General features: G+C 71.0%; 21 protein-coding genes. 14 read left to right on the top strand and 7 right to left on the bottom strand.

From position 1 onward, the window contains the following. Positions 1-216: 216 nt before the first annotated feature. Positions 217-2,205 carry a sulfate adenylyltransferase subunit CysN gene (gene cysN / locus AC3A57_RS17240; protein ID WP_487580046.1) on the bottom strand — a complete coding sequence of 663 codons (1,989 nt, stop codon included), beginning with the start codon at positions 2,203-2,205 and terminating at the stop codon, positions 217-219. Continuing rightward, positions 2,205-3,113, bottom strand: coding sequence for a sulfate adenylyltransferase subunit CysD (cysD, locus tag AC3A57_RS17235; RefSeq protein WP_487580095.1), 909 nt, complete (start codon positions 3,111-3,113; stop codon positions 2,205-2,207). The genes cysN and cysD overlap by 1 nt, the downstream gene beginning before the upstream one ends. A gap of 351 nt (positions 3,114-3,464) precedes the next feature. Between cysD and AC3A57_RS17230 the strand changes: the two genes are divergently transcribed. The 4 genes from AC3A57_RS17230 to AC3A57_RS17215 are packed head-to-tail and all read left to right on the top strand — an operon-like array spanning position 3,465 to position 8,048. Beyond that, complete coding sequence (locus AC3A57_RS17230; RefSeq protein WP_487580045.1) at positions 3,465-5,300, top strand: assimilatory sulfite reductase (NADPH) flavoprotein subunit; 1,836 nt, start codon at positions 3,465-3,467, stop codon at positions 5,298-5,300. After that, complete coding sequence (locus AC3A57_RS17225) at positions 5,300-5,566, top strand: hypothetical protein (RefSeq protein ID WP_487580044.1); 267 nt, start codon at positions 5,300-5,302, stop codon at positions 5,564-5,566. The genes AC3A57_RS17230 and AC3A57_RS17225 overlap by 1 nt, the downstream gene beginning before the upstream one ends. Continuing rightward, positions 5,563-7,302 (top strand): assimilatory sulfite reductase (NADPH) hemoprotein subunit, encoded by a 1,740-nt coding sequence (cysI, locus tag AC3A57_RS17220; RefSeq protein ID WP_487580043.1) that lies wholly within the window; start codon positions 5,563-5,565, stop codon positions 7,300-7,302. The genes AC3A57_RS17225 and cysI overlap by 4 nt, the downstream gene beginning before the upstream one ends. Further along, positions 7,299-8,048 (top strand): phosphoadenylyl-sulfate reductase, encoded by a 750-nt coding sequence (locus tag AC3A57_RS17215; protein WP_487580042.1) that lies wholly within the window; start codon positions 7,299-7,301, stop codon positions 8,046-8,048. Before cysI ends, AC3A57_RS17215 begins: the two co-directional genes overlap by 4 nt. Before the next feature lie 298 nt (positions 8,049-8,346). Here AC3A57_RS17215 and AC3A57_RS17210 read toward each other — a convergent pair whose 3' ends face one another. Continuing rightward, on the bottom strand, positions 8,347-9,330 hold the full coding sequence (locus AC3A57_RS17210; RefSeq protein ID WP_487580041.1) for a LysR family transcriptional regulator: 984 nt from the start codon (positions 9,328-9,330) through the stop codon (positions 8,347-8,349). Between the two features lie 325 nt (positions 9,331-9,655). On the opposite strand from AC3A57_RS17210, the gene cysG reads away from it, so the two are divergent. The 7 genes from cysG (at position 9,656) to bluB (ending at position 16,178) form a co-directional block, all read left to right on the top strand. Continuing rightward, positions 9,656-11,134, top strand: a complete 1,479-nt coding sequence (gene cysG, locus AC3A57_RS17205; protein ID WP_487580040.1) for a siroheme synthase CysG — start codon at positions 9,656-9,658, stop codon at positions 11,132-11,134. Positions 11,135-11,174: 40 nt separating this feature from the next. Beyond that, a complete protein-coding gene (gene cysK, locus AC3A57_RS17200; protein WP_487580039.1) occupies positions 11,175-12,155 on the top strand; it encodes a cysteine synthase A in 981 nt (326 codons plus the stop codon). A gap of 413 nt (positions 12,156-12,568) precedes the next feature. Then, positions 12,569-13,600 (top strand): aminoglycoside phosphotransferase family protein, encoded by a 1,032-nt coding sequence (locus tag AC3A57_RS17195; RefSeq protein WP_487580038.1) that lies wholly within the window; start codon positions 12,569-12,571, stop codon positions 13,598-13,600. Continuing rightward, positions 13,597-14,325, top strand: coding sequence for an N-acetylmuramate alpha-1-phosphate uridylyltransferase MurU (gene murU / locus AC3A57_RS17190; protein WP_487580037.1), 729 nt, complete (start codon positions 13,597-13,599; stop codon positions 14,323-14,325). The genes AC3A57_RS17195 and murU overlap by 4 nt, the downstream gene beginning before the upstream one ends. Before the next feature lie 71 nt (positions 14,326-14,396). Continuing rightward, a complete protein-coding gene (locus AC3A57_RS17185) occupies positions 14,397-14,951 on the top strand; it encodes an RNA 2'-phosphotransferase (protein ID WP_487580036.1) in 555 nt (184 codons plus the stop codon). 2 nt (positions 14,952-14,953) lie between these two features. Next, positions 14,954-15,448: an O-acetyl-ADP-ribose deacetylase gene (locus AC3A57_RS17180; protein WP_487580035.1), complete on the top strand. Its 495-nt coding sequence runs from the start codon at positions 14,954-14,956 to the stop codon at positions 15,446-15,448. A 19-nt stretch (positions 15,449-15,467) separates the two neighbouring features. Further along, the gene (gene bluB / locus AC3A57_RS17175) at positions 15,468-16,178 is read left to right on the top strand and encodes a 5,6-dimethylbenzimidazole synthase (RefSeq protein ID WP_487580034.1); all 711 of its coding nucleotides are present in this window, start codon (positions 15,468-15,470) and stop codon (positions 16,176-16,178) included. Positions 16,179-16,483: 305 nt separating this feature from the next. On the opposite strand, the gene hda is transcribed toward bluB, so the two are convergent. Genes hda through AC3A57_RS17160 form a run of 3 tightly spaced genes read right to left on the bottom strand, consistent with a single transcriptional unit; the run spans position 16,484 to position 19,455 of the window. Continuing rightward, positions 16,484-17,209 carry a DnaA regulatory inactivator Hda gene (gene hda, locus AC3A57_RS17170; protein WP_221669506.1) on the bottom strand — a complete coding sequence of 242 codons (726 nt, stop codon included), beginning with the start codon at positions 17,207-17,209 and terminating at the stop codon, positions 16,484-16,486. After that, positions 17,206-18,375, bottom strand: coding sequence for an AI-2E family transporter (locus AC3A57_RS17165; protein ID WP_487580033.1), 1,170 nt, complete (start codon positions 18,373-18,375; stop codon positions 17,206-17,208). The genes hda and AC3A57_RS17165 overlap by 4 nt, the downstream gene beginning before the upstream one ends. A gap of 3 nt (positions 18,376-18,378) precedes the next feature. Next, positions 18,379-19,455: a DUF2066 domain-containing protein gene (locus tag AC3A57_RS17160; RefSeq protein ID WP_487580032.1), complete on the bottom strand. Its 1,077-nt coding sequence runs from the start codon at positions 19,453-19,455 to the stop codon at positions 18,379-18,381. A gap of 323 nt (positions 19,456-19,778) precedes the next feature. Here AC3A57_RS17160 and purM point away from each other — a divergent pair, with 323 nt between their 5' ends. Both purM and AC3A57_RS17150 read left to right on the top strand, forming a co-directional pair. Beyond that, positions 19,779-20,843, top strand: coding sequence for a phosphoribosylformylglycinamidine cyclo-ligase (gene purM / locus AC3A57_RS17155; protein WP_487580031.1), 1,065 nt, complete (start codon positions 19,779-19,781; stop codon positions 20,841-20,843). Between the two features lie 154 nt (positions 20,844-20,997). Further along, positions 20,998-21,609 (top strand): DUF2238 domain-containing protein, encoded by a 612-nt coding sequence (locus AC3A57_RS17150; RefSeq protein WP_487580030.1) that lies wholly within the window; start codon positions 20,998-21,000, stop codon positions 21,607-21,609. 888 nt (positions 21,610-22,497) lie between these two features. On the opposite strand, the gene AC3A57_RS17145 is transcribed toward AC3A57_RS17150, so the two are convergent. After that, positions 22,498-24,690, bottom strand: a complete 2,193-nt coding sequence (locus tag AC3A57_RS17145; RefSeq protein WP_487580029.1) for a tetratricopeptide repeat protein — start codon at positions 24,688-24,690, stop codon at positions 22,498-22,500. 219 nt (positions 24,691-24,909) lie between these two features. Here AC3A57_RS17145 and purN point away from each other — a divergent pair, with 219 nt between their 5' ends. After that, on the top strand, positions 24,910-25,593 hold the full coding sequence (gene purN, locus AC3A57_RS17140; RefSeq protein ID WP_487580028.1) for a phosphoribosylglycinamide formyltransferase: 684 nt from the start codon (positions 24,910-24,912) through the stop codon (positions 25,591-25,593). The last annotated feature ends 45 nt before the right edge of the window (positions 25,594-25,638 follow it).

Genomic DNA, 25,638 nt, shown 5'->3' with positions numbered 1-25,638 from the left:
GGGACTCGGGACTCGGGACTCGGCAATGCTGACAAGCAACGGCGCTGCGGCCAAGTCGCCGGTCGCTCGGCTTGATTCCATCCTACCGGCAAGAAGCAGACCCTCTCGGGCCCGCTTTTTTTGATGGGAAGCTGTAAGCCGAGTCCGGATGCACCCGCTCCGACCGCACAGCTTCTCGAATCCCTAATCCTTAACCCCTAATCTTCAATCCCGGCTTCACCGCAAATAGTCGATCACGCGCTGCGCCAGCGCCTGCGCGTCCTGCTCCAAAGTCGGCAGACGCAGCTCCGGGGCTTCGGGGACTTCATAGGGCGAATCGATGCCGGTGAAGTTGGGAATGCGGCCGGCGCGGGCCTTGGCGTACAGGCCTTTGACGTCGCGCCGCTCGGCTTCCTGCAGCGGGGTGTCGACGAACACCTCGACGAATTCGCCGTCCTCGAACAGCTCGCGCGCCAGCCGGCGCTCGGCGCGGAACGGCGAGATGAAGCTGACCAGCACGATCAGGCCGGCGTCGGTCATCAGTTTGGCGACTTCGGCGACGCGGCGGATGTTCTCGACCCGGTCCTCGTCGGTGAAACCCAGGTCCTTGTTGAGGCCGTGGCGGACGTTGTCGCCGTCGAGCACGAAGGTGTGGTGGCCGAGCGCGTGCAGTTGTTTGTCGACCAGGTTGGCGATGGTCGACTTGCCCGAGCCGGACAGGCCGGTGAACCAGACGCAGCGCGGTTTCTGGTGCTTGCTGCGAGCGCGCGCGGCCTTGTCGACGTCGACCGGGTGCCAGTGCAGGTTGCCGGCGCGGCGCAGGGCGAAATCCAGGGTGCCGGCGGCGACGGTGGCGTTGCTCTGGCGGTCGATCAGGATGAAGCTGCCGAGCTCGCGGTTGTCGCGGTAGGCCTCGAACGCGATCGGCTGGTCCAGGCCCAGGTTGACCGCCGCGACTTCGTTGAGCTCCAGGTGCTTGGCGGCGAGCTGGGCCTGGCTGTTGACGTCGATCTTGTGCTTGATCTCGGTGACGCTGGCGCCGACCGTGCGCGCGCCGATCTTCAGCCAATAGGAACGGCCGGGCAGCAAGGCGTTGCCGTCCATCCACAGCAGGTGCGCGGCGAACTGGTCGGCCACTTCCGCCGGCCGGTCGCCGGCGGCGATGACGTCGCCGCGGCTGATGTCGAGTTCGTCTTCCAGGGTCAGGGTGACCGCCTGGCCGGCGCGGGCGTAATACAGGTCGCCGTCGGCGGTGACGATGCGCTGCACCCGCGAGCGGCGGCCCGACGGCAGGGCCACGATCTCGTCGCCCGGACGCACCTCGCCGGCGGCGATGGTTCCGGCGAAGCCGCGGAAATCCTGGTGCGGGCGGTTGACCCACTGCACCGGCAGGCGCAGGCCGAGCTCGGCCTGCGCGCGCGCGGTGTCGACGGTTTCCAGATGCTCGAGCACGCTCGGGCCGTCGTACCACGGCGTGGCCGGCGAGCGCTGGATCAGGTTGTCGCCCTCCAGCGCCGACAGCGGCACCGCCTGCACGTGCTCGATGCCGAGCTGGGCGGCGAGCTGGCCGTATTCGCCGGCGATGCGTTCGAACACTTCGCGGTCGAAACCGACCAGATCCATCTTGTTGACCGCCAGCAGCACGTGGCGGATCCCGAGCAGGGACACGATGTAGCTGTGCCGGCGGGTCTGGGTCAGCAGGCCCTTGCGCGCGTCGACCAGGACCACGGCCAGGTCGGCGGTGGAGGCGCCGGTGGCCATGTTGCGGGTGTACTGCTCGTGTCCGGGGCAGTCGGCGACGATGAACTTGCGCCGCGCGCTGTCGAAGAAGCGGTAGGCCACGTCGATGGTGATGCCCTGCTCGCGCTCGGCGGCGAGGCCGTCGACCAGCAGGGCGAAGTCGATCTCGCCGTTGCGGGTGCCGTGACGCCGGCTGTCGGCGCTGAGCGCGGCCAGTTGGTCGTCGAACAGCCGCTTGGTGTCGTGCAGCAGGCGCCCGATCAGGGTGCTCTTGCCGTCGTCGACGCTGCCGCAGGTGATGAAGCGCAGCAGGCTCTTGCGCTCGTGCTGGCGCAGGTAGTCGGCGACTTCGTCGGCGACGGGGTCGGGGATTCGGGATTCGGGATCGGCGAAAGCCAGGACCTCCCCGCCTACCGATTCCGCTTCCACGTCGCCGCGCTCCGCATCGACCAACCCCGAATCCCCAATCCCGAATCCCGGCTTCATCAGAAATACCCTTCCTGTTTCTTGCGCTCCATCGACGCCGACGGATCGTGGTCGATGACCCGGCCCTGGCGTTCGGAGGTGGTCGCGACCAGCATCTCGGCGATGATCGCCTCCAGCGTGTCGGCCTCGGACTCGATCGCGCCGGTCAGCGGATAGCAGCCCAGGGTGCGGAAACGCACCTTGCGCTGCTGCGGCACTTCGCCGTCGCGCAACGGCAGGCGCTCGTCGTCGACCAGGATCAGGCTGCCGTCGCGCTCCACCACCGGGCGCTGCGCGGCGAAATACAGCGACGGCACCGGAATGCGCTCGCGGTAGATGTACAGCCACACGTCGAGCTCGGTCCAGTTCGAGATCGGAAACACGCGCACGCTTTCGCCGCCGTGGATGCGGGTGTTGTACAGGCTCCACAGCTCCGGTCGCTGGTTCTTCGGGTCCCAGCGGTGCTGCGGGTTGCGGAACGAGAAGATCCGTTCCTTGGCCCGCGACTTCTCTTCGTCGCGGCGCGCGCCGCCGATCGCGGCGTCGAAGCGGTTCCAGTCCAGCGCCTGCTTCAGGCCCTGGGTCTTCATCACGTCGGTGTGCACGGCGGCGCCGTGGCTGATCGGGCCGACGCCCTGGGCCAGGCCGTCGGGGTTGATGTGGACGCGCAGGTCGACCCCGGTTTCGGCGGCGCGGCGGTCGCGGAACGCGATCATTTCGCCGAACTTCCAGCCGGTGTCGACGTGCAGCAGGGGGATCGGCGGCCGCGCCGGATAGAACGCCTTGAGCAGCAGGTGCAGCAGCACCGAACTGTCCTTGCCGACCGAGTACAGCATCACCGGATTGCGGAACTCCGCGGCGACCTCGCGCAGGATGTGGATGCTTTCGGCCTCGAGCCGGTCGAGATGGCTCAGCGCGCGCGCCGCCAGTCGCGGCGGCGCGGTCGGGTCGGCGGCGGTGTCGAACAGCGGGCTCGGTTCGGGTAACGCACTCATGCAAGCGGACTCGTGGTGCTCGGCGGCGGCGGCCGGCGGAGATTGTGCGCGTTGACAGCGAGGTCGGTCGCCGGCGCGGCGCAGCGGGTGCCGGCTGCGCCGGCGGAGACGGGGTCGGGCCGGTCCGGCACGGCCGGTCCGGGGCCTCGACCCCGGGGCCATTAGAAATCCCCCCGGAATCGCGGAGAAATGAGCGCAGGTCATGAACGCATAACCGAGCATCCTTTCCGCCCCCGGGGGACCGCCTCGTAGCCTGCTGACTCCCAAAGCCAGAAGCCGACCGCCGTGCCCGCCGCCGCCCTGTCCGCTCCCGCCCTGCTCGCCACTCCGCTGCCTGCGGACCGGCTCGACTCGCTCGCCCGTCTCACCGACGGTTTGGACAAAGACAGCCTGTGGTGGCTGTCCGGCTATGCCGCCGGCCTGGCCCGCGCCGGCGGCGGCCTCGCCGCGGCGGTACAGGCGCCGGTCGCCGACGCCCGCAGCGGCGAACGCCTTAGCATCGTCTACGGCAGCCAGACCGGCAACGCCAAGCGCCTGGCCGAGCAGCTCGCCGGCCAGGCCGAGGCGGCCGGGCTCAACGTGCGCCTGCTGCGCGCCGATGCCTATCCGACCCGCGAACTCAAGAACGAGCGCCTGCTGTACCTGGTGGTCAGCACCCAGGGCGACGGCGACCCGTCCGACGACGCCCGCGGCCTGGTCGAGTTCATCGCCGGCAAGCGCGCGCCCGAACTCAAGCAGCTCGGCTATGCCGTACTCGGCCTCGGCGACTCCAGCTATCCGCAATTCTGCGCGGTCGGCCACAAGCTCGACGCGCGCCTGGCCGAACTCGGCGCCAACCGCCTGTTGGCCCGCGGCGACGCCGACCTGGACCTGGAGACGGTAGCCACGCCATGGCTGCAGCAGGCCCTGGCCCAGGCCAAGGAAACCCTCAAGCCGGCCGCCGCGCACTTGGCGACGGTGACCCCGCTGCGGCCGCTGCCGAGCGCGCCGGCGCACCATCGCGACGCGCCGTTCGCGGCCGAGCTGATCGGCAACCAGCGCCTGACCCAGGCGGTCGCCGGCCGCTACCGTTCCGACAAGGACGTGCGCCATATCGAACTGTCGCTGGAGGGCTCCGGCCTGCATTACCAGCCCGGCGACGCGCTCGGCCTGTGGCCGCGCAACCCGGCGCCGTTGGTCGAAGCGGTGCTGCAGACGCTCGACCTGGACGGCGACGCCGCGGTCGTCCACGCCGGCCAGGAACTGCCGCTGCGCCAGTGGCTGAGCGAGAAGCGCGAACTGACCAAGCTGGCGCGGCCGTTCGTCGCCAGCCACGCCGCGCATGCGCGCAGCGACGAACTCAATCGCCTGCTCGCTCCCGACCAATCCGCCGCGCTGACCGAGCTGCTGGCGGGCAGCCAGGTGATCGACCTGCTGCAGCGCTACGATGGCCACTGGAGCGCCGACGAACTGGTCGCCGCGCTGCGCCCGTTGACCCCGCGGCTGTACTCGATCGCCTCCAGCCAGAAGCTGGTCGGCGACGAAGTCCACCTCACCGTCGCTCACCTGCAGTACGAAACCGCCGCCGGCACCCGCTGGGGCGCGGCCTCGCACCAACTGGCCAGCGCCGCCGAGGGCGAGCGCCTGCCGGTGTTCGTCGAGCACAACGAGCGCTTCCGCCTGCCTGCCGACGGCGCGCGCGACGTGATCATGATCGGTCCCGGCACCGGCGTCGCCCCGTTCCGCGGCTTCGTCCAGGAACGCGCCGCCGACGGCGCCGGCGGCCGCAACTGGCTGCTGTTCGGCAATCCGCATTTCCGTACCGACTTCCTCTACCAGACCGAGTGGCAGGCCGCGCTCAAGTCCGGCCAACTGCACCGCCTGGACTTGGCCTTCTCGCGCGACCAGAGCCACAAGGTCTACGTCCAGCACCGTCTGCGCGAACGCGGCCGCGAGCTTTACGACTGGCTGCAGAACGGCGCCCACCTGTACGTGTGCGGCGACGCCACGCGGATGGCCAAGGACGTGCACGCCGCGCTGCTGGCGGCGATCGCCGAGCACGGCGGCAAGAGCGCGGAAGACGCCGAAGACTATCTCAACCAACTGCAACAACAGGGCCGCTACGCCCGGGACGTGTACTGATGCGCGCTGTCGGCCATCGCCAATCGATCGAATCGGGCCGCACGTCGCAGGCCGCCGGATTCGGCTTCGTGTCTACTGATCGCAACGGATCGCGGGTTGCCCCGGCGGCCCGGATGGAACGCGGGAGCATCACCGACACGGTCGAGCGCGCCGGCAAGAGCGCGCCGGCGCTCGCGGGTCGCGTTCCGTTCGGGCTGCATCTGTCCGGCCTGCGTTCGCCGGACAGGCGGCCGTTCGCGGCGCGCGCCGCCGGAGCCGCGGCATGAGCGCGCATTCGGTCGAGGACATCAAGCGCGCCAGCGCGCGGCTGCGCGGCAGCCTGCTGGAAAGCCTGGCCAACCCGGTCACCGGCGCGCTCGCCGACGACGACCAGACCCTGATCAAGTACCACGGCAGCTACCAGCAGGACGATCGCGACCTGCGCGAGGAGCGCCGCCAGGCGCGCCTGGAACCGGCCTACAGCTTCATGATCCGCACCCGCACCCCGGGCGGCGTGGTCTCGCCGGAGCAGTGGCTCAAGCTCGACGCCATCGCCACCACCTACGCCGAGCGCGGCCTGCGCGTGACCACCCGCCAGGCGTTCCAGTTCCACGGCGTGATCAAGACCGAACTCAAGCCGACCATGCAGGCGATCAACGCCGCGCTGATCGACACCCTGGCCGCCTGCGGCGACGTCAACCGCAACGTCGCGGTGGCCGCCAACCCGCAGCTGTCGGCCAGCCACGCCGAGGTGTTCGCCCAGGCCGCGGCGTTGTCCGAGCATCTGCTGCCGAACACCCGCGCCTACTACGAGATCTGGCTCGACGAAGAGCGCGTCGGCGGCAGCGGCCAGGAGGACGAGCCGATCTACGGCGAGGTCTACCTGCCGCGCAAGTTCAAGATCGGCTTCGCGATTCCGCCCTACAACGACGTCGACGTGTTCGCCCAGGACCTGGGCTACATCGCGGTGATCGAGGACGGCCAGTTGCGGGGCTACAACGTCACCGTCGGCGGCGGCATGGGCGCGACCCACGGCGATCCGGAGACCTATCCGCGCCTGGGCGACGTGATCGGTTTCGTGACGCCCGAACAGGTGATTCCGATCGGCGTGGCGGTGGTCACCGCCCAGCGCGATTTCGGCAACCGCGCCGTGCGCAAGCGCGCGCGGCTGAAGTACACCATCGACGATCGCGGCCTGGACTGGTTCAAGGCGGAAGTCGAACGGCGCGCCGGTTTCCCTCTCCTTCCGGCGCGCCCGTTCGCCTTCCGCCATAACGGCGACCGCTTCGGCTGGGTCGAGGGCGAGGACGGCCGCGGCCACCTGACCCTGCGCATCCCGGCCGGACGCATCGTCGACGGCGCGCTGGACGGGCGCGGCGAGCAGGTGACCCACCTCAGCGGCCTGCGCGAGATCGCGCGCCTGCTGCTGGCCCACGACGGCGTGCAGTTCCGCATGACCCCGAACCAGAACCTGGTGGTCGCCGGAGTGCCGTCGGCGCTGCGCAGCCAGGTCGACGCGCTGGTCGCCGCGCACGGCCTGGACGGCTACCGCGCCGCCAGCGCCCTGCGCCGCAACGCCATCGCCTGCGTGGCGCTGCCGACCTGCGCCCTGGCGATGGCCGAGGCCGAACGCTACCTGGCGGACTTCGTGACCCAGGTCGAGGCCTTGCTCGATCGCCACGGCATTCCCCAGGCCGCGATCAACCTGCGCATCAGCGGCTGCCCGAACGGTTGCTCGCGTCCCTATCTGGGCGAGATCGCCCTGGTCGGCAAGGCGCCCGGCCGTTACAACCTGATGCTCGGCGCCGACCATCGCGGCCAGCGCCTGAACACCCTGTACCGCGAGAACATCGCCGAGTCCGAGATCCTTGCCGCACTGGATCCGCTGCTGGCCGGCTACGCGCGCGAAGGCGGCGCCGGCGAAGGCTTCGGCGACTACCTGGTGCGCAGCGGCGCGGTCGCGATTCCCTATCCCACACCCACCGGCATTCCCGTCGCCCTGATTGCAGAGGCCGCCGCATGAGCGCTCCGATCGATCCCGTCACCGCCGCCGAGTCGCCGCGCGCGTTGGCCGAACTCAACGCCTGGCTGGGCAGCCGCAACGCCGAGCAACGCGTCGCCTGGGCACTGGAGAACACCGCCGGCGAACACGCGCTGTCGTCGAGCTTCGGCGCGCAGTCGGCGGTGTCGCTGCATATGGTCACCCGTCAGGCGCCGGACATCCCGGTGATCGTGGTCGACACCGGCTACCTGTTCCCGGAAACCTACCGCTTCATCGACGAACTCGGCGAGCGCCTGCGGCTCAACCTCAAGGTCTACCGGCCGCAGATCGGCGTGGCCTGGATGGAGGCGCGCTTCGGCCGGCTGTGGGAACAGGGCGTGGAGGGGATCGAGCGCTACAACCGCATGCGCAAGGTCGAGCCGATGCAGCGCGCGCTGTCCGAGTTGGGCGTGCGCACCTGGATCGCCGGCCTGCGCCGCAGCCAGTCCGGCAGCCGCGCCGGAATCGATTTCCTGCAACTGCGCGACGGCCGCTGGAAACTGCACCCGCTGGCCGACTGGAGCGATCGCGACATCTGGGATTACCTGCACGCGCACGATTTGCCCTACCACCCGCTGTGGCACCAGGGCTACGTCTCGATCGGCGACACCCACACCACCCGGCCGCTGGAGCCGGGAATGCGCGAAGAGGACACCCGCTTCTTCGGCCTCAAGCGCGAGTGCGGCCTGCATTTCGACAGCGAACCGGCGGAGCCGCAGGCGGCTTGATTCGCGCTTCGGCTTGAAGCTGCGGTACGGACGGAAGCGCGAGCAAACGCAGAAGCAAATCCCCCCTGCCCCCCTTTTTCAAAGGGGGGAACGGCACGGGCCTCAAGAAGAAGTCGGCGATGCGATGCATCGCCCGCAACGGTGTGCCTGCGTCAGCGGCTACCGACACGAGTGGCACGTCGAGGCGGTGCAGACACCCACACATCAACGCCCCCATCCGAAGCACTCCCCCCTTTGAAAAAGGGGGCCAGGGGGATTTGCTGTTGCTGTTGCTGTTGCTGTTGTCGTTACCGCCGCATCAAGTCCCGATCGACTGGGTCAGCTCGGTCCAGGTCGGCGCCACCGGCCAGTGCGGTTCCAGGTTGCCTTCCAGCACCCGGCGCAGATCGCGCCGGTCGACCTGCGGCGCCAGGCCGTGGATCAGCTCCAGCGCGTAATCGCGCAACACCCGCGCGCGCGGGATCACCGCCCAGGTCACGCACTCGGGCAGCGCATCCGGCGCGGCCAGCGCGCGCAGGTCTTCGTCGCGCGCGGTGACCGCCATTTCCGCCAGCAGGCCGACGCCAAGGCCGGCGCGCACGTAGGTCTTGATCAGGTCGGCGTCGCGCGCGGTCATCGCCAGCAGCGGTTCGTGTCCGCCGGCGACGAAGGCGCGACGCAGCGACGACTCCGGCCGGGTCGAGGATTCGTAGCTGATCAGCGGCTCGGCCGCGAGCTCGGCCAGGGTCGGCGGCCGACCCAGCTTGGCCAGGCCGTGCGCGCGCGGCACCAGCACCACCCGGCGCCAGCGGAACAGCGGCACCGCCAGCCCGCCCTCGGGAGCGGCGCCGGCGGTGCTGATCACCGCCAGGTCGGCGTTGCCGTGCGACAGGTTCGACAGCACTTCGCCGTCCGAGGCCGCCTGCAGGTGCACGCTGACCTGGGGAAAGTTGCGCTTGACCTGGGCGATCACCGGCGGCAGCACGAAGCGCGCCTGGGTGTGGGTGGTCGACAGCACCAGCCGGCCGGCGTGCTGGCCGCGCTCGTTGGCCGCGTAGGCGCGGATGTTGGCGGCTTCCTCCAGGATCCGCCGGGCGTGCTCCAGCACCCGCTCGCCGGCCGGGGCGATCGCCTCCAGGCTGCGGCCCTTGCGCACGAACAGCAGGAAGCCCAGCTCATCCTCGAGCTGCTTGAGCTGCTTGGACAAACCGGGCTGGGTCGCATGGACGCGTTCGGCGGCCAGGGTGATGTTCAAGCCCGAATCGGCGATCGCGACCAGGTAGCGCAATTGGGTCAGGGTCATGGCGTGGCGGTCCGTAAGAGGGAGGGATCGGCGGCGCGGCGGCGCAGGCGGCGACAACAGCCGGTCCCGGAACGGGTGGGACGGCGCGGTCGGAGGCTGCTCGGGCGGATCGCGTCCACGTGATCTATCGCTCTATTCGGATGGAAGGATTTCTAGATTAGCCAGCGCGGCAACAGCTTGTCCAGTTTTGGTTTCTGAACGCAAGTAATGGGTAGCGCGGCTCATTACGCCGCGGCATGTGCAAAGGCGGCGCCGTCATTTCCCGTCGCCGGCGCGGGGTCGTAGCGTCGTATCGGTCCTCTTACCTCCGCCGTCCGTCGCCGCCATGACCCGCGCCCTGTTTCCCCTGTTCGCCGATCTGCATGGACGCGAGGTGCTCGTGGTCGGCGGCGGCGCAGTGGCGCTGCGCAAGGCCGGCGCCCTGCTCGAAGCCGGCGCGCGGGTCCGCCTGGGCGCTCCCGAACTGATCCCGGCCCTGGCCGCCTGGGCCGCCGAGGGCCGCATCGAACACCGTCCAGGCCGCTTCGTCGACGAGTGGCTGGACGGGACGTGGCTGGCGATCGCCGCCACCGACGACGCCGCGGTCAACCGCGCCGTGGCCGAGGCCGGCGCAGCGCGGCGGATCTGGGTCAACGTGGTCGACGACGTCGAGGCCTCCAGCTTCCACGTGCCGGCGCGGGTCGAACGCGGCCCGGTGCAGATCGCCATCTCCAGCGGCGGCGGCGCGCCGATGCTCGCCCGCCACTTGCGCGAAACCCTGGAAACCCGCTACGACGAATCGCTGGGCGCGCTGGCCGAACTGCTCGCCGCGCAGCGCGAACGCATCCGCGCGCGCCTGCCGGAACTCGGCGCGCGCCGGCGCTTCTTCGACCGCCTGCTCGCCGGGCCGCTGCAGGCGCTGCTGCGCCAGGGCCGCCAGGCCGAAGCGCAGCGGGCGTTCGACAGCGCGCTGGCCGACGACGCCGGCCGCGGTGCCGGCCGCGGCTCGGTCGCCCTGGTCGGCGCCGGCCCCGGCGATCCGGGCCTGCTGACCCTGCGCGGCCTGCGCGTGCTCAACGAGGCCGACGTGATCCTGCACGACCGCCTGGTCAGCGCCGAGGTGCTCAAGCTCGCGCGACGCGACGCCGAACTGATCGATGTCGGCAAGCAGGCCGCTTGCGCCGCGATCGAACTCACCCACCCCACCGATCACCAGTCCACCCAGCAGCGCATCCACGCGCTGATGCTCGAGCATGCCCGCGCCGGCAAGCGCGTGGTCCGGCTCAAGGGCGGCGATCCGTTCGTGTTCGGCCGCGGCGGCGAAGAACTGGAAACGCTGCGCGAACACGGCATCGATTTCGAAGTCGTGCCCGGCGTCACCGCGGCCCTGGCCTGCGCCGCCTACGCCGGCATTCCGCTGACCCACCGCGAGCACGCGCAGTCGCTGCGCCTGGTCACCGCCCACCTCAAGGACTCGGCCGAGCCGCTGGACTGGCGCGCGCTGGCGCTGGAACGGCAGACGCTCGCGGTGTACATGGGCGTGTCGGGCCTGGACGTGCTGCGCGACAAGTTGATCGAACACGGCCGCGCCGCCGACACGCCGTTCGCGCTGATCGAAAACGGCTCGCGCACGAACCAGCGCGTGGTCGTCGGCACCTTGGCCAACCTCGCCGAGCGCGCCGCGCAGCACCAGGTGCGCTCGCCGGCGCTGCTGATCGTCGGCGAAGTCGCCGCCCTGTCCGAACGCCTGCACTGGTTCGGCCGCGCCCCGCTAGGCGACGGCGCCGCGGAGCCGGCCGGCGCGAACTACGCCGCGGCCGCCTGAGCCCTTCACCGCATCCGAACCCACGCCACGGGAGCCCCTCATGCCTTTGTACGACAGCATCCTCGACACCGTCGGCAACACGCCGATCGTCAAGCTCCACCGCATCGCGCCCAAGCACGTATCGCTGTACGCCAAGGTCGAATCGTTCAATCCCGGCGGCTCGGTCAAGGACCGTCTGGCGCTGGCGATCGTGCTCGACGCCGAACGCAGCGGCGCGCTCAAGCCCGGCCAGACGATCGTCGAAGCGACCTCGGGCAACACCGGCATCGCCCTGGCCATGGTCGCCGCCGCGCGCGGCTATCCCTTCGTCGCGGTGATGACCGAAACCTTCTCGGTCGAGCGGCGCAAGCTCATGCGCGCCTACGGCGCCAAGGTGATCCTGACCCCGGCCGCCGAGCGCGGCAGCGGCATGGTGCGCAAGGCCGCCGAACTGGCCGAGCAGCACGGCTGGTTCCTGGCCCGCCAGTTCGACAACCCGGCCAACCCGGCCTACCACCGCAGCACCACCGGCCCGGAAATCCTGCGCGATTTCGCCGGCAAGCGGTTGGACTATTTCGTCACCGGCTGGGGCACCGGCGGCACCCTCAGCGGCGCCGGCCAGGTGCTCAAGCTGGCCCGCCCCGACTTGAAGATCGTCACCTCCGAACCGGCCGGCGCCTCGCTGCTCAGCGGCAAGGACTGGCAGCCGCACAAGATCCAGGGCTGGACCCCGGATTTCGTGCCCGGCGTGCTCGATCGCGGCATCGCCGACGAGATCCGTCCGGTCGACGACCTCAGCGCGCGCGACACCGCGCGCCGGCTCGCCGCCGAAGAAGGCCTGTTCGTCGGCATCTCCGCCGGCGCCACCGTCGCCGCCGCCTTGCAGGTCGCCGAGCACGCGCCGGAAGGTTCGGTGCTGCTGGCGATGCTGCCCGACACCGGCGAGCGCTACCTGTCCACGTTCCTGTTCGAAGGCGTTGCCGAAGGCTCCGACGACGAGTGGTTGGCGTCGCTGGAGGCGCGCGAGACGGCCGCCGCCTGACCTCGTTCGACCCGCGGGATGGGGCCGGGCGCGGCGTTTCGATGCGCACGTGCCGCCGCAACGGAACGGCGCCGCGCCGGCTCCATCCCGCAACTGCGCAGGCCGCGGCCTGCACACCGGGCACCCGTAGGGCGGGGCCCACGGCGTCCTAGGCCGGAAGCAGCGGTGGCGACTGCATCCGGACGACGGCGACGTGGGCTTCGCCCTACACCTTTTGGGCCGATGGACTGCCGCGCGGTTTCATGAAGACGGCGAACCGACGCCTGCGCCGGCGCTGCGCTCCGACCGCAGTGTCCGCGCCGATGGACGCGCGGTCGCAGCCCGCGCCGCTGCTGCCCCTGAACGCGCGAGGTTGCCAACGCGGCGCGGGCGGCTACCCTGTGCGCCTGCGGCCTTCGCCGCATGGAGCCTGCATGACCCAGCCGTCCCCTTCCGACCGCGACGCCGCCCGCCTGGCCTGGGCCCGCGCCGCGACCGGCGACGATCGCCTCGATCTGGTCCGCGCCTCGTTCGACGCCGGCTTCCGCAGCTATTGGCGCGGCAGTACCGGCGACGGCGCCAGCGTGATCGTGATGGACTCGCCGCCCGAGCTGGAGGATCCGCGCCCCTGGCTGCGCCTGCACGAGGTGCTGGCCGCCGGCGGGGTGCGCGTGCCGCAGGTGTTCCGGGCCGATCCGCAGCTTGGCTTCCTGCTGCTGGAAGACCTGGGCCAGCGCACCTTCCTGCAGGCGGTCGAGGCCGGCGAAGCCGATCCCGACGCGCTGTTCGAGCAGGCCTTCGATCAGTTGCTGAAGATCCAGGCCCTGCCCTGCCCGGACGACCTGCCGCCCTACGACGAGGCCTTCCTCAGCCGCGAGCTGCGCCTGTTCGACGAGTGGTTTCTCGGCCGCCACCTCGGCCTGAGCCTGGACTGCGGCGACCTGGAGCGGCTGGACCTGGCCTACCGGCGCATTCTCGACAACGTGCTGGCGCAGCCGCAGGCGTTCATCCACCGCGACTTCATGCCGCGCAATCTGATGCCGGTGGAGCGCGGCCTGGCGGTGATCGACTTCCAGGGCGCCTTGCGCGGCCCGATCGCCTACGACCCGATCAGCCTGTTCCGCGACGCCTTCGTCAGCTGGCCGGAGCCGCGCGTCGAAGCCTGGCTGGCGCGCTATCACGCGCGCGCGGTCGCCGCCGGCATCGCCCTGCCCGACTATGCGCGCTTCCGCCGCGACGCCGACTTCGCCGGCCTGCAGCGCCACATCAAGATCCTCGGCCTGTTCGCGCGCCTGCACCATCGCGACGGCAAGCCCAAGTACCTGGCCGACGCACCGCGCTTTTTGGCCTATCTCGACCTGGTGCTGCCGCGCTATCCGGAACTGGCGCCGCTGGCCGAGATCGTCGAACGCTACGTGCGTCCGGCCCTGGCCCGGAACGCTGCTGTCGACGGCGCGCCGGCATGAAGGCGCTGATCTTCGCCGCCGGCCTGGGCGAGCGCATGCGCCCGCTGACCCTGCACACGCCCAAGCCCTTGCTGAGCGTGGGCGGCAAGCGCCTGATCGAATGGCACCTGGACAAGCTCGCCGCGCTCGGCGTCGAGGAGGTCGTGGTCAATACCTCGTGGCTGGCCGAACAGTTTCCGGCCACGCTCGGCGACGGCGCGCGCTGGGGCCTGCGCCTGCGCTACTCCTACGAAGGCGCGACGCCGCTGGAAACCGGCGGCGGCATGCTGCATGCGCTGTCGCTGCTGCAGGAGGACGCCGCCGCCGATGCGCCGTTCCTGGTCGCCAACGGCGACATCTGGACCGACTACGAGTTCGCCGCGTTGCCGCGCGCGCTCGACGGCGATGCGCACCTGGTGCTGGTCGACAATCCGGCCCAGCATCCGCACGGCGATTTCCATCTCGGCGACGACGGCCGCATCGGCAACGAAGGCGCAGCCAAACTGACCTATTCCGGCATCGGCCTGTATCGCGCTTCGCTGTTCGAGCGTTGGCGCGAGATCCTCGGCGACGCCGCCGGCGCCGGGCTGGACCCGCCGCGTTTCAGCACCGTGCCGTTGCTGCGCGCCGCCGCCGACGCCGGCCGCTTGAGCGGCTCGCACCATGGCGGCCGCTGGACCGACGTCGGCACGCCCGAGCGCCTGCAGCGACTGGACGCTGCCCTGAGCGCCGCGACGCGCGACTGAACGCAACCATCGAAATCGATATCGCGCGGCCTGAACCACCGCAGCCTCTCCTCCCTGCGAACCGGAATCCCATGACCGCCGTCAACCTCAGCAAGACCAGCAAGTTCCTCAGCCTGGTGCTGCGCCACCAACCCGAAGCGATCGGCCTGAGCCTCGACGGCAACGGCTGGGCCGACCTCGACGAACTGATCCGCCTGGCCAATGCCGACGGCAAGCCGGTGACGCGCGCGTTGATCGAGCAAGTGGTGCGCGACAACGACAAGCAGCGCTTCGCGATCAGCGCCGACGGCACCCGCATCCGCGCCAACCAGGGCCACTCGATCGAGATCGACCTGGCGCTGACCGCGCTGGCGCCGCCGGCCGTGCTCTACCACGGCACCGCGACCCGCTTCGCCAAGTCGATCCGCAACCTGGGCCTGATCAAGCGCAGCCGCCAGCACGTGCACCTGTCGGCCGATGCGGACACCGCGGTCGAGGTCGGCCGCCGCCACGGCAAGGCCCTGGTGCTGTCGATTCGCGCCGGCGACATGCACGCGCGCGGCCTGAGCTTCTTCCGATCCGAAAACGGCGTCTGGCTGACCGACGCGGTGGCGCCGGAATTCATCGACTGGCCGGCGCGAGACTGAGCATGCGCCTGCACGCGATCCGCGCCGACATCGCCACGCTGGGCGTGGACGCGATCGTCAACGCCGCCAATCCGTCCCTGCTCGGCGGCGGCGGCGTCGACGGCGCGATCCATCGCGTCGCCGGCCCGGACTTGGTCGCCGAATGCCGCCTGCTCGGCGGTTGCAAGACCGGCCAGGCCAAGCTCACCCGCGGTTACCGTTTGCCCGCGGCCTACGTCATCCACACCGTCGGCCCGGTCTGGCGCGGCGGCGACCAGGGCGAATCCGAATTGCTCGCCGATTGTTATCGCAATGCGCTGGCCCTGGCCGAACGCCATGGCCTGCGCCGCATCGCGTTTCCCTGCATCGGCACCGGAATCTACGGCTATCCGCTGCCCGCCGCGGCGCGGATCGCGATCGACACGGCGCGCGCGCATGCCGGCGCCGGCGTCGAGGAAGTCGTGTTCTGTTGCTATGCCGAGGCCGACCTGGCCGTGTACGCCGCCCTGCTGGGTTGAACCAGGACCGATTGCCAGCATGATCGCCGACCACCGCTTCTCCGACGACGAACGCCGCGGCCTGTACCGGGCGATCTTCGAACGCCGCGACGTGCGTTCGCAGTTCCGTCCCGATCCGATTCCGGCCGAGGTGCTGGCGCGCCTGCTGCGCGCCGCGCACCACGCGCCGTCGGTGGGCTTCATGCAGCCCTGGGACTTCGTCCTGGTCGACGATCCCGCGCTCAAGCGGCGGATCAAGGCGCTGTACGACGAGGCCAACGCCGAGGCGGCGGCGAACTACCGCGACGAGCGCGCGACGCTGTACCGGCGGCTGAAGCTGGAAGGCATCGTCGACAGCCCGGTCAACCTGTGCATCACCTGCGACCGCCAGCGCGGCGGGCCGCACGTGCTGGGGCGCAACACCCTGCTCGACGCGGATCTGTTCAGCGCCTGCCTGGCGGTGCAGAACCTGTGGCTGGCCGCGCGCGCCGAAGGCATCGGCGTGGGCTGGGTCAGCATCCTCGAACCGGGCGAACTGGCGCGCGCGCTGAACCTGCCCGAGGGCGTGTTCCCGCTGGCCTATCTGTGCCTGGGCTATGTCAGCGAGTTCCTGCCGCGCCCCGAACTGGAAGCGCAGGGCTGGCGTTCGCGCCTGCCGCTGCACGAGCTGATCCACGGCAACGGCTGGGGTGGCGCGATCGAGGACGAGGCTTTGCGCGCGGCGGTTGCGCCAGGCGATGGACGAGACTGAGCGCAGCGGTTTCCTGTAGGAGCGGCGTCAGCCGCGACCAACCGAAGCGGTGCGATGCCACGCCACTGCCCGAAGCCAGGCCATCCGGCGCAAGCCAACGCCGTCCTCAACGATCTTCGGCCACAGCGCTCGCAAACACCGCTGCGGCTGTCGCGGCTGACGCCGCTCCTACCGGCGATGGCCCGGGGCTTCGATCGACGGCATCGGGCCCTGTTTCTGCCGCGCGTCCCGCGGTCGCGGCTTGTGCCCGAAGGAAATCCCCGTGGGGCGCCGCTACTACCCCTCAGCAGCCGCCGGAAGCGCGCTCAATCCGCGCCCAGGGTCTGGCGCAGGAACGGGACGGTGATCCGGCGTTGCGCAGCCAGCGAAGCGCGGTCGAGCTTGTCCAGGGTCTGGGTGAGTCCGCCCAGGTCGCGGTCGGTACGCTTGAGCAACCACTCCAGCGCCGCCTCTTCCAGCGCCAGGCCGCGCCGCTGCGCGCGCTGGCGCAGCACCTGCGCCCGGCCTTCGTCGTTGAGCGGCGTCAGGACCATGCGCGTGCATTGCGACAGGCGCGAGCGCAGGTCCGGCAGGGTCAGGGCGAGCTCGTCGGGGTTTTCGCGCGCGGCGTAGATCAGAGCGATGCCGGCCTGGCGGGCGCGGTTGTGGGTATCGAACAGGGCGATCTCGTCCTCGCGCCGGCCGGCGATGGCCTCGATCCCGTCCAGCGCCAGCAGGTCGTTGCCTTCCAAGGCGTGCAAGGCCTCGCGCAGGCGCCCGACCGCAGCGGCCAGCGGCAGGTAGGCGGCGCGACGCCCGGCGGCGTCGGCCTCGGCGCAGGCGCCGAGCAGCAGATGGGTCTTGCCGACCCCGGACGGACCGGCCAGATAGACCCAGTCGGCGCCGCTGGGATCGACGTAACCGGCGGTCTCGTGGGTATGCGTGGCCAGCGCGCGCAACTGCGCGATCGCTCCCTCCGGCGCGTCCACATAGGTTTCCAAACGCTGATCCGGCGGATATCGCAGGGTCAGCGGCAACTGCGGAACACTCACTCGACTTCGCGCTCCGTACGACCGGCGTCGTCCGCCTTGGGCACGACCGGCGCGCGCGCCGGATCGATCAGGATGGTGGGGTGCTCGCCTGCGTACAGGCGGCTGTGGGTGTAGCGCTCCTGCGCATAGCGCAGCAGCACGTTGGCGACCGCGGCCACCGGCAGCGCCAGCAGCATGCCGAGGAAGCCGAACAACTGGCCGCCGGCGAGCACGGCGAAGATCACCGCGACCGGATGCAGGCCGATCCGGTCGCCGACCAGCTTCGGGGTCAGCCAGTAGCTTTCCACCACCTGGCCGACGCCGAACACCGCCAGCACGCCGAGCACGTGCTTCCAGTCGCCGTACTGCACCAGGGCGGCGATCACGCCGAGGATGATGCCGCTGGCCGGGCCCAGGTAGGGCACGAAGGTCAGCAGCCCGGCGACGATGCCGATCAGGATGCCCAGGTCCAGGCCCACGCCCCACAAGCCGACGCCGTACATCACGCCCAGCACCAGCATGACCAGGAACTGGCCGCGCAGGAACGCGCCGAGCACCTCGTCGGACTCCTTGGCCAGGCGGCTGATCGTGGCCAGGTAGTCGCGCGGGATCAGCGAGGCGACGCGGTCGACCAGCACGTCCCAGTCGCGCAGGAAGAAGAAGGTCAGCACCGGCAGCAGGGCGATGTTGGCGACCAGGCCGATCAGGGCGAAGCCCGAGCGCGACAGGTAGCCGAGCAGGGTCGTGGCGAAGCCGCCGGCGCGCTCCCAGTTGCTGCGCACCAGCTCGATCAGGTGGTTGAGGTCCAGCCAGTCGCTGATTTCCAGGCGGGTGCGCTGCTCCAGCCACGGGATCGCGGTGGCGGTGAACCATTCGCGGTAGCGCGGCAGCGACACGATCAGGGTGCTGATCTGGCGTTCGATCAGCGGCACCAGGATCACCAGCACCAGCACCACCAGCAGCGCCATGAAGGTGAACACCAGGGTCACCGAAGTGTTGCGTGAGCGGCCGGTGCGTTCGATCCGGTCGACCAGCGGATCGCCGAGCCAGCCGAGCATGGCCGCGATCACGAACGGAGTCAGCACCGGGGCCAGCACCCACAGCAGCCAGCAGGCGCCCACGCCGAGCGCCGCCCATTGCAGGCGGCGCAGGAACAGGGCGATGTCGTCGATAGGCGCGCGATGCATCGGTCAGCGCAGCCGGTAGACGGTCGGCTGGCCTTCGAGGCCTTCCAGGGCTTCGATCGTGCCGCCGCTATCGGCCATGCGCTTCAGGCCGGGCAGGCCGGACAGCAGCTCGAGATCGAACTCGACGCTGTCGGGCGTGGCCCGCACCGGGGTCATCTTGCGCACCACCGGCAGGCCCTGCAGGTAGCCGGACAGGCGGATATAGCCCTCGGCGCTGTGCACGCCGCTGAACACCACCCGGTAGGTGCCCGGCGGGCCGGCCACGCTGCGCTTGGCGTAACGCTTCATCAGCGCGTCGGCCGCGCCGTCGGCGCCGCCGGCCATGACCCGGCGCGCATCGGCGTCGGTGGTCGACCAGCTATTGAGGGTCTTGCCGCCGTCGACGAACACCCAGTCGCCCTTCCAGCCGCCGGTCTTGACCCGGTAGACCTTGCCGATCAGCTGCATCGGCGGGCTGTAGCGGGCCGAAGCGCGGGCCACGGCGGCGCTGTCGCCGCGCCAGATCGCGCCGACGGTGGCCTGTTCGGCGGCGCTGCCGCTGGGCAGGCCGAGGCGGTAGCCGCGGTCGACCGCGCGGTTCAGCGCCGAACGCGCGGCATTGGCCTGCGCCAGGCCGACCAGGCGCGGGCCGCTGCCGTCGTCGATCGCCAACCACAGCACCGGCTTGGGCCGCGGCTGCGGCCAGACCGGCAGGCCCAGGGTCGAGGCCAGGGCTTCGACCTTGGCCTGATCGAAACTCACTACCAGGGTGGTCTGGAAGGTCGGCGCGCCGGTGACCGCGGAAACGCCTTCGTCCTGGCGGTAGTCGTAGCCGGTGACGTAGTCCTTGGCTCGGCGCAGTTCCTGGCCGACGCCGGGGCGGCCGGCCGCGCCGCGGTCGCCGGACATCTTGCCCAGCACCTGGGCCAGGGCCCGCGCCATCGCGCCGTTGCGCTCGGCTTCGCCCTGGCCGTTGACCTGGACCTCGGCCGAGAACGCGCCTTCGGCCTGGGCGCGATCGCCCTCGACCCGCTGCGCGCCGGCGGCGAAGCTCGCCAGCAGCAGCGCTGCGATCGTCCAACCCCGGATTGCCTTACCCATCGACCAGCCCATCGCTGTCCCTATCTGTCTGTGGAGCGGGCTTCCCGCCCGCGTTGCGAGCCGCCGGCCCGGCCCGAAGACCGCTCGCCGGAACCGGTCCGGACGACGGCGCTCAAGGTTCGAAATGGTGCCGCAGGCGGGGCGGGGAGTCCATTGCGCGGCTGAATGGGCTCAGGCGAGGATCGAGCGCAGCGCGGTGAGCAGCGAGCAAAAGCGTTGTACGGCGCGGCTTTCGCTCGCTCCTGGCTGCTCTGCGCTCACTTCTCTCCCCTCCCTACCTGCTAAAATCGCCGGCTTCCCTCCGCGACCACCCCGGGGCCGCCGTGACCGCTTCCTCCTCCGACACCTCCCCCAAGCCGCTGACCTACCGCGACGCGGGCGTCGACATCGACGCCGGCAACGAGGTCGTCGAACGCATCAAGCCCTTGGTCAAGCGCAGCTTCCGTCCCGAGGTGATGGGCGGGCTGGGCGGCTTCGGCGCCCTGTTCGACCTGTCGGGCAAGTACCGCGAGCCGGTGCTGGTGTCCGGCACCGACGGCGTCGGCACCAAGCTCAAGCTGGCCCAGCAACTCAACCGCCACGACACCATCGGCATCGACCTGGTCGGCATGTGCGTCAACGACGTGCTGGTGCAGGGCGCCGAACCGCTGTTCTTCCTCGACTACTTCGCCACCGGCAAGCTCGACGTCGACACCACCGTGGCCGTGGTCGGCGGCATCGCCAAGGGCTGCGAACTGGCCGGCTGCGCGCTGATCGGCGGCGAGACCGCGGAAATGCCCGACATGTACCCGCCCGGCGAGTACGACCTGGCCGGTTTCACCGTCGGCGCGGTGGAGAAGTCGCAGCTGCTCGACGGCGCGCGCGTGCGCAAGGGCGACGTGCTGATCGGCATCGCCTCCAGCGGCCCGCACTCCAACGGCTATTCGCTGATCCGCCGGATCTTCGACCGCGCCGGCCGGCCGGGCGACGTCGCCGTCGGCGGCGTGCGCCTGATCGACGCGCTGATGGCGCCGACCGCGCTGTACGTGAAGCCGGTGCTGGAGCTGCTGCGCGCCAACGGCGGCGAGCATTCGATCCACGCCATGGCCCACATCACCGGCGGCGGCCTGACCGAGAACATCATCCGGGTGATTCCGGACGGCCTCGGCCTGGATATCCGCACCGCCACCTGGGCCCTGCCGCCGGTGTTCGACTGGCTGCAGCGCGAAGGCGCGGTGCCGCGCGAGGAAATGTGGCGCACCTTCAACTGCGGCATCGGCTTCGTGCTGGTGGTGCCGGACGAAGCGGTCGCGGCGACCGAGGCCGACCTGGCGCGGCTGGGCCTGGCCCACTGGCGCATCGGCGAAGTCGTCGCTCACGCCGGCGGCGAGCGCGTGCATATCGGTTGATCGGCGCCGGCCATCGGTCGCCACGAACGGCGGGCTTGGGCCCGCCGTTTTCGTTCGCGCCGGCTGCCGCTGCGCCGGGGGCCGGTTCGCGCAGCGCCCCAAAACGCAACGCGGGGAATTAAGCTCGCTCGGTTCCCTCGTCCCTTCGGTGTGCATGAACCTCGTCAAGAAGTCGGCTTTGGCCGTGGTCCTGCTGGTATTCGCGCTGACCTGGATCGCGCCGACCAGCCCGTTCGAACAGGGCATGCACAGCGTGCTGACCGTGGTCGGCCTGCTCTGGCTGTGGCGCCACGACCGCCGCTGGCCGCTGCGCGACGGCCACTTCCTGGCGATCTGCGGCTTCATGCTGGCCCATTGCATCGCCGCGCGCTGGCTGTATTCCTATGTGCCCTACGACCGCTGGATCCAATGGCTGACCGGCGGCTGGTCGCTGGACCGCGCGTTCGGCTTCCAGCGCAACCACTTCGACCGGCTGATCCATTTCCTCTACGGGGTCTGCTTCGCACCGCCGCTGCGCGAGTACTTCCGCCAACGTTGGCCGGCGCTGAGTCCGCGCCAGGCCTTCGTCCTGGCGGTCGCGGCGATCATGTGCACCAGCCTGATCTACGAATGGATCGAATGGGCGATCGCGCTGACCATGTCGCCGGAGGACGCGGAGTCCTACAACGGCCAGCAGGGCGATGTCTGGGATGCGCACGTCGATATGTTCCTGGCCAGCCTGGGCGCGCTGGCGGCCTGGCCGCGCGGCAGCCGCGGCGCGCGCTAGCGGCCGCCGCGGGCGGGCCGGCGCAGCATGGCCGGCGCATTCGATCGTTGCTCGGTCTGGTCTGCTTGGCCCCATCGGCCGGGCCCGTGCCACGGGCGGGGTCGGCGAACGCATCCATCGACGGGCCATGGCGGCGTCGTTCCGCCATGGCCCGCCTTGCCGGGTCCGGTGTCTCCCCGCCGGACCGGCCACTCCCCGCAGCGTCGTTGGACACCTGACCGCAGCAGCTTCCTGCCGTCGCGGCGCGGGTGGTACGTCCCTGTACCTTCGAAGACCGCGGCCCGGCGCCCTGCCGGTGTCCGTGACGGCCCGAAGGCCGCACCGGCCGGCGCACCGACCGCGTTCTTCGTTGTCGTGCTCGTTGCCGGTCGCCGACGGCCGCCGCCCCCCTCTCCCGCCGCGAGGCGGGTCCCCTGGTCGCGGCGACCGTCGACTTGGCGGCCGTCCTGGCCGCAGACGATCGAACCCGGCAGCGATTCGATCACCCTGAAGTCCCGTCGGCGCCCGCCCTCCTGGCAGGCCCGTCCGGCTCCGTTCGGATCGACCTCAGCCGTGGCGTCGGCAGTGGTCGTCCCGGCACATTTCTACCCCCGCCCACCGCATCTGGCGAGGAACGAGCCGGGATCGAATCGGGACGCGGCGGGTATGTTTGGCCTGTAAGTGACTGCTGGGATTCGGGATTCTGGATTCGGGGCCCGAGGCTCGGGACTCGGGACTCGGGACTCGGGACTCGGAATCGAAATCCGGCGCGGCGGCGACCACAAGGCGCACCGATCACCGATCGCTCGGCATCACCCTGAAAGCAGCGAGACCACGAGAGTCGCGTACCGCGAGTCCCGAGTCCCGAGTCCCGGGTCCCGGGTCCCGAAAGCCCAGAGTCCCGCCCCCTCACACCAAGGCATGCCGCCGGGTATAAGTCAGCACCGCATCGACACGGCGCTGCAGTTCGCTGCGCACCGCCTCTTCCAGCGGGCACTCGGCCAGCACGTAGTAGCCTGAGCGCAGTACGTCGCGCCAGCGCGGCTGGCGCGGCAGCTTGGCCAGGCTCAGGTAGCGCTCCATCGCCCGCGCCCGCAGCCGGCCGTCGTCGACCGTGACCCGCCAGATCCGGCTCTTCTCGGCCAACTCCAGCCGGCCCTGGCCGGTGCTGCGCTCCCAGGCTTCGACTACCGCCAGCATCAGCTCGACCAGGGCGCGCCGGAACGAGGAACGCATTTCCTCGTCGCCGGCGTCGTGTTCGACCTCGACGGGTTCGACATGGATTGGCGCCGGCCCCGGCACCGGTTCGGCGATGGCGGCCTCGACGCTCGCCGGCAGCGGATCCAGGCCCAGCACCACCGAGCCCTCGCCCTGCCCGGTCTCGCTGAGCCGCGCCTGCAGCCGCTCGCCGTCCCGCGGCCGGAACTCGAAACGCTGCGGGGTCGAGGATTCCTCCAGCCGTGCCAGGGCCTGCGCCAGCGCACCGGCGGCCGGTTCGTCCAGCAGTTCGCCGAACGAGCGCCCGGGCAGCGCGCTGGCGCCGCCGCCGGTTTCGCCGAGTAAGCGACCGGCGCTGCGGTTGGCCGCGACCACCTGGCCGCCGGCGTCGAGGATCAGCACCGCGTCCTCGCGGCTGTCCAGCGCCGCCTGCAGCCGGGTGCGGTCGACGCCCAGGTCGGCCGCGGCGCGGCGGTAGTAATCCACTTCCTCGGCCAGGCGCGCCTGCCGCGACGCCTCGGCCAGCCGCGCGCGCTGCTGGCGGCGCAGGAAGAACACGATCAGGCCCAGCACCACCGCCACCGCCGACACCGCGGTCAGCCACAAGGCCAGGGTGCGCTGGCGCAGGCTGGCCGCGCGCAGGCGGTTTTCGGCCGCCAATGCGGCGATGGTGCGGTCGCGCTCGGCGGTTTCGAAGCGCAGCTGCATCCATTTCATTTCGCGGTCGTAGCGCGCCTCGCGCAGGTGGCGCGCGGCGGTTTCCGCCTCGCGCAGCGCGGTCAGCGCCTGCGGCCACTCGCCCAGAGCCTCGTGGTCGGCGGCCAATTCGGCCAGCAGGGCCGGCCGGTCGCTGTCCTGCGCCGGCAACTGCGCCAGCGCGTCCTTGACCCGGGTCAGCGCGGCGCGCGGCTCGCCCAGCGAACGCGCCGCGCGCGCCGCCTGCAACTGCAGCGGCGCCGGCGGCCGCGCGCCGTCGGCCGCGGCCAGGGCCAGGCCGCGCTCGCTCCAGCGCCGCGCCTTGGCGGCGTCGTCGCCGGCCAGCGCCACCCGCGCCAGTTCGGCGTACAAGCGCAGCTGATAGGTGCGTTCGCCGGCCTCGACATAGGCCGCCAAGGCCTGTTCGAGCAGGCGCTCGGCGCCGGCCGGGTCGCCGGCCTCCAGGGCCAGCGCGCCCTGGCTCTGCAGCACGTGCGCGGCTTCGATCCGGTTGCCGATGCGGCGGAATTCGTCCAGGGCCTGCTGGTAATGGCGCTGGGCATTGGCGGTGTCGCCGAGGTCGCGGTAGATGTCGGCGATGTTGTTGAGCACCGGCCCCGGCGCAGGCTCGCGCGCGTTGCGCTGCGCCTGCAGGCTGCTGAGAAAGGCCTGCAAGGCGCTGCGGTAGTCGCCGAGCCGGCGCAGCGCCGAGCCGACGTTGTTCCAGCTCTTGGCCTGTGCGGCGCGGTCTTCGTGGCGTTGCGCCAACTGCAGCGCGCGGCGGAACCGGGTCAAGGCCTCGACCGTGCACTCGCGGTAGTAATCGAGCACGCCGCGCCGGCGCACCAGCTCGTAATCGGCCGGCCAGCCGGCATCGGCGCCGGCGACCGCTTCGGCGCAATCCAGCGCGTCCGCGGCGCCATCGAAGTCGCCGCCGCTGCGCTTGGCGTCGGCGGCGCGGTACAGGCTCTGCAGGTCGGCCTCGCGCACGCCCTGCAGCAGATAGCGGCGCCGGCAGGCCTGCGGATCGGCGCGAACCGTGGGCGCGTCGACCGGCTTGCACGCCGGCGCGCCATCGGCCGCCTGCGCCAGCGCCCAGGCCGGCAGCCCGCCGCCGATCAGAACCGCGATCCGCACCGCGCTCCACACTGCCGCCCGACGCCACGGGCTGCCCCTGTCTTCAGCCACGCTCCGCTCCCTGTCCGCTGGCCGCAGCTTTGCCGATCCGCGGCCGCAGCGAAAGCGACCGCGGCGGACCGGACGGGGCCGCATGCCGTCTTCGGCGACTGCGTCACAGTCGTGCGTTCAGCTTCGCCGGCGCGGTCCGGGCCGGGCGGAGGGCGAAGCGCCGGCCGCGAACCGGCCGGATCGCCTAAAATGCGGCTCCGCTCCCGCCTCGCCGCCGCAATGACCCAGCCGCTTCCCCGGATCGCCGTCCTCGTTTCGGGCCGCGGCAGCAACCTGCAGGCGGTGCTGGACGCGATCGCCGCCGGCCATCTCGCCGGCGAGGTGGTCGGGGTGTTCTCCGACAGGCCGACCGCGGCCGCGCTGCAACGCGTGCCGCCGCCGCTGCGCTGGTCGGCCGCGGCCAAGACCTACCCCGACCGCGCGGCCTTCGACGCCGATCTGGCCGACGCGGTCGCCGCCGCGCGCCCGGACTGGGTGCTGTGCGCGGGCTACATGCGCATCCTCGGCGACGCCTTCGTCGAACGCTTCCGCGGCCGGACGATCAACATCCACCCCTCGCTGCTGCCCAAATACCGCGGCCTGCACACCCATGCGCGCGCGCTCGCCGACGGCGAAGCCGAGCACGGCTGCAGCGTGCATTTCGTCATTCCCGAACTCGACGCCGGCGCGGTGATCGCGCAGGCGGTGGTGCCGGTCCTGCCCGAAGACGATGCCGATGCGCTGGCCGCACGCGTGCTCGCGGTCGAACATCCGCTGTTGCTGGCGGTAATGAGACTGGCGGTGAGCGGCCGCCTGGCTGAACAAGGTGCAACCGTCACCCTCGACGGTCATCCGCTATTTACGCCGCTGCGTTTAGATTTCGCCGGCGATCTGACCCATCCGGCCACCGGCGTCGCGGCCTGACCCAGCGCCCGGCCGCATCGCGCGCGTCGTCCGACATGCGCTGCT

It is taken from the genome of Lysobacter sp. Soil_C_15 (assembly GCF_057657315.1).
Note: the sequence above shows the minus strand (reverse complement) of the source record. Positions and strands in the feature narration are given on the sequence as shown.